The 2,376-nt window shown below is 43.7% G+C and carries 3 protein-coding genes; 1 reads left to right on the top strand and 2 read right to left on the bottom strand.

From position 1 onward, the window contains the following. Positions 1-199: 199 nt before the first annotated feature. A complete protein-coding gene (locus BCT81_RS28250; RefSeq protein WP_102426582.1) occupies positions 200-781 on the bottom strand; it encodes a methyltransferase in 582 nt (193 codons plus the stop codon). 162 nt (positions 782-943) lie between these two features. Between BCT81_RS28250 and BCT81_RS28245 the strand changes: the two genes are divergently transcribed. Beyond that, positions 944-1,822 carry a LysR family transcriptional regulator gene (locus tag BCT81_RS28245; RefSeq protein ID WP_063522763.1) on the top strand — a complete coding sequence of 293 codons (879 nt, stop codon included), beginning with the start codon at positions 944-946 and terminating at the stop codon, positions 1,820-1,822. 10 nt (positions 1,823-1,832) lie between these two features. On the opposite strand, the gene BCT81_RS28240 is transcribed toward BCT81_RS28245, so the two are convergent. Beyond that, entirely contained in the window at positions 1,833-2,183 is a 351-nt protein-coding gene (locus BCT81_RS28240) for a hypothetical protein (RefSeq protein ID WP_008218874.1), read from the bottom strand. Between the last annotated feature and the right edge of the window lie 193 nt (positions 2,184-2,376).

Genomic DNA, 2,376 nt, shown 5'->3' with positions numbered 1-2,376 from the left:
ATTTGTAATTAGCGTTTTCCAATTCCCAGAAATCACACGTTTAAAACATAAGTTATCGAGGTTACTAGAAATAGAAAACCCACATAACTGGCACTCAGACCGTTGATGTGGGTTCGGTTATTTATGTTTTAATTGGTTTGCTAAAACGGGCTTTGGATTTTAGTTCTTGTTAATCACTTAGCCATAAGCTTCAAATGAATTACTTACGTCCAACGCCCATCAGCACTTTTAGCTTGCCTTGTGGGGTATCAACTGAGAAAGGTGTCGATACTTCCACAACAGAAAATCCAGCAGCACTCAATACGTTCTCTGAACGCTCAGGGCTTACGCCGTAATCATCGCTGTCGTTTTCTAAGCACCAGTCCCAGTGAACAAATGTGCCATCGTTTTCGAGTAGCGTATAAATTAGGCTAACTGTGTCTTGTAGGTTCGGGAGAAAGCCACAAACCGACGATGCCACCACTAAGTCAAACTGGTTTCTGAATGCTGGATGCTGCGCTGCTAGCCCGCGCGATAGAATATCAACAACCGGTTCAACGTTGGGTAGTTCTTTCTTATCTAGCTCTTCAATCATCCCCTCAGACATGTCGAGTGCGATGATCTCTTTTGCTAAAGGAGATATTTTTTGGCTGAGTAGTCCTGTACCACAACCAAAATCAAGGACACGGGTTCCGTTTATATCAACGAGCTGTGTTAACTGGTCAAATACGGACTGTGCGAATACTGCGGTCGCGGGATCTTTATCCCAATCAACGGCGTACTCGTCCCATTGTTTCGCCATCATGGCCTCCATCTTTACTTCTTGTAGGTTCGGAACCTGCCCAGAGTAAACTAAATTAGTCAATTCGTCATAGAGTTATCATGCAAAGATGGACTATTTCTAAGATAGCCAGCACAATATTCAATATAATATGCACCAATACCCGCCTAATCTGGAAATGAAATGAACCTTTCTCAAGTCCAAGCCTTCTGTTCTGTTGCTGATTTAGGATCAGTCTCTGAAGCTGCACGGCAGCTAGAATGCAACCGAACCAAGCTTAGTATGTCTATCAAAGCCTTGGAGAAAGAGTTAGATGTAGAACTTTTCGTACGCAGCGGCAACCACGTCGAGCTGTCTGAAGCAGGCAAAGCCATCTATAAAGATTGCGAAGGAATGTTAGTGACAGCGGCGCGTATTAAACAAACCTGCCTCCATGTTTCTGGTGAGTTCAACGCCGAGATATGGATTGCTCGCGATGATTCTCTGCCCGATGAAATGTGGCAAGATTTATCTCACACGCTGAACAATAAGTACCCTTCTACCTCTTTCAACTTCGTTCTTGCATCGAGTGGTGACTTAGCCAACCTAGTAGAAACTCAACAAGTTGATTTTGCATTCGGTGTTGATTACGAACGTGTAGATGACCCACGAATCATCTATAACCCACTTGGTAAGATTCGGATGATGTCTGTGTGTAAGAAAGGGCATGATCTAAGTGCAATGCGCCGTGTCTCCGACGAAGTGCTAAGAAATTCGATGCAAGCGACCATGGTTTATCTCAACGAAAAAGATAATCCAGAGCTTGAGCCCTTCTCTCGTCGTTACATTGGTTTCTCTAGCTTTGACTTTATGCTAGATACAATTTTGCGTGAAGACGCATGGGGCGTAATGCCAGAGCCGCTGATACGTCATCTGCTGCGTGAGCAAGAATTAGCAGTAATCAAACACACCTACGGCCTAACGCAAGAAGATTACTGCATGTTTACGGCAGCTGGAATGGCAGAACACCCAGGTATGAACTGGCTCGCAGACCAGCTAAGTGATTACTTGTTCGATTTCTAATTGAGGCTGGTTAGAAGACCATCACATGGTCCACTAGATAACGTCCGTCTTCTTCAACTAGCACCATTTCAGCAACGAATTCGCCTTTGGCAATGGTGTATGCCTGCTTCCATATAAAAGCGACGGAATCAGAACGCCTAAACACCGCAACAGGTTCGCGCTCTGCAAAAAAGCCGTTGCTGTGTTGATAATGATGGCACACCTTTTCTAAATACTCAGGTGTCACTATGTCCTTCATTCGTTGAGTAAAGTCGCGACAATGTTGGGCATGATCCACGTTGGTTGAGCCCTCCATCAAATTATCCATAATAGGGTTAGCGATTGCCCACAAATCGCTGTCGCTAATATCATCAAACTTCATCGTCATCCTTTCTTTCCCACTATTCCAAGCGCTAATGCCCTTCACCGCGCTATAAAACACCGCTCAATGATGTGTTTTATTAATGATAAGCGATCTTGATTCTGTTGCACACTAGTCCACGAAAACAGTCATCGTCAATTTTACTGACACCTAAAAATTAATGTAAGCAACTGAATTAAAATGAATAATATCT

The sequence above is a fragment of the Vibrio sp. 10N.261.52.A1 genome (genome assembly GCF_002876325.1).
In the GTDB taxonomy this organism is placed as follows: domain Bacteria; phylum Pseudomonadota; class Gammaproteobacteria; order Enterobacterales; family Vibrionaceae; genus Vibrio; species Vibrio chagasii.
This window is presented reverse-complemented; position numbering and strand designations above follow the sequence as displayed.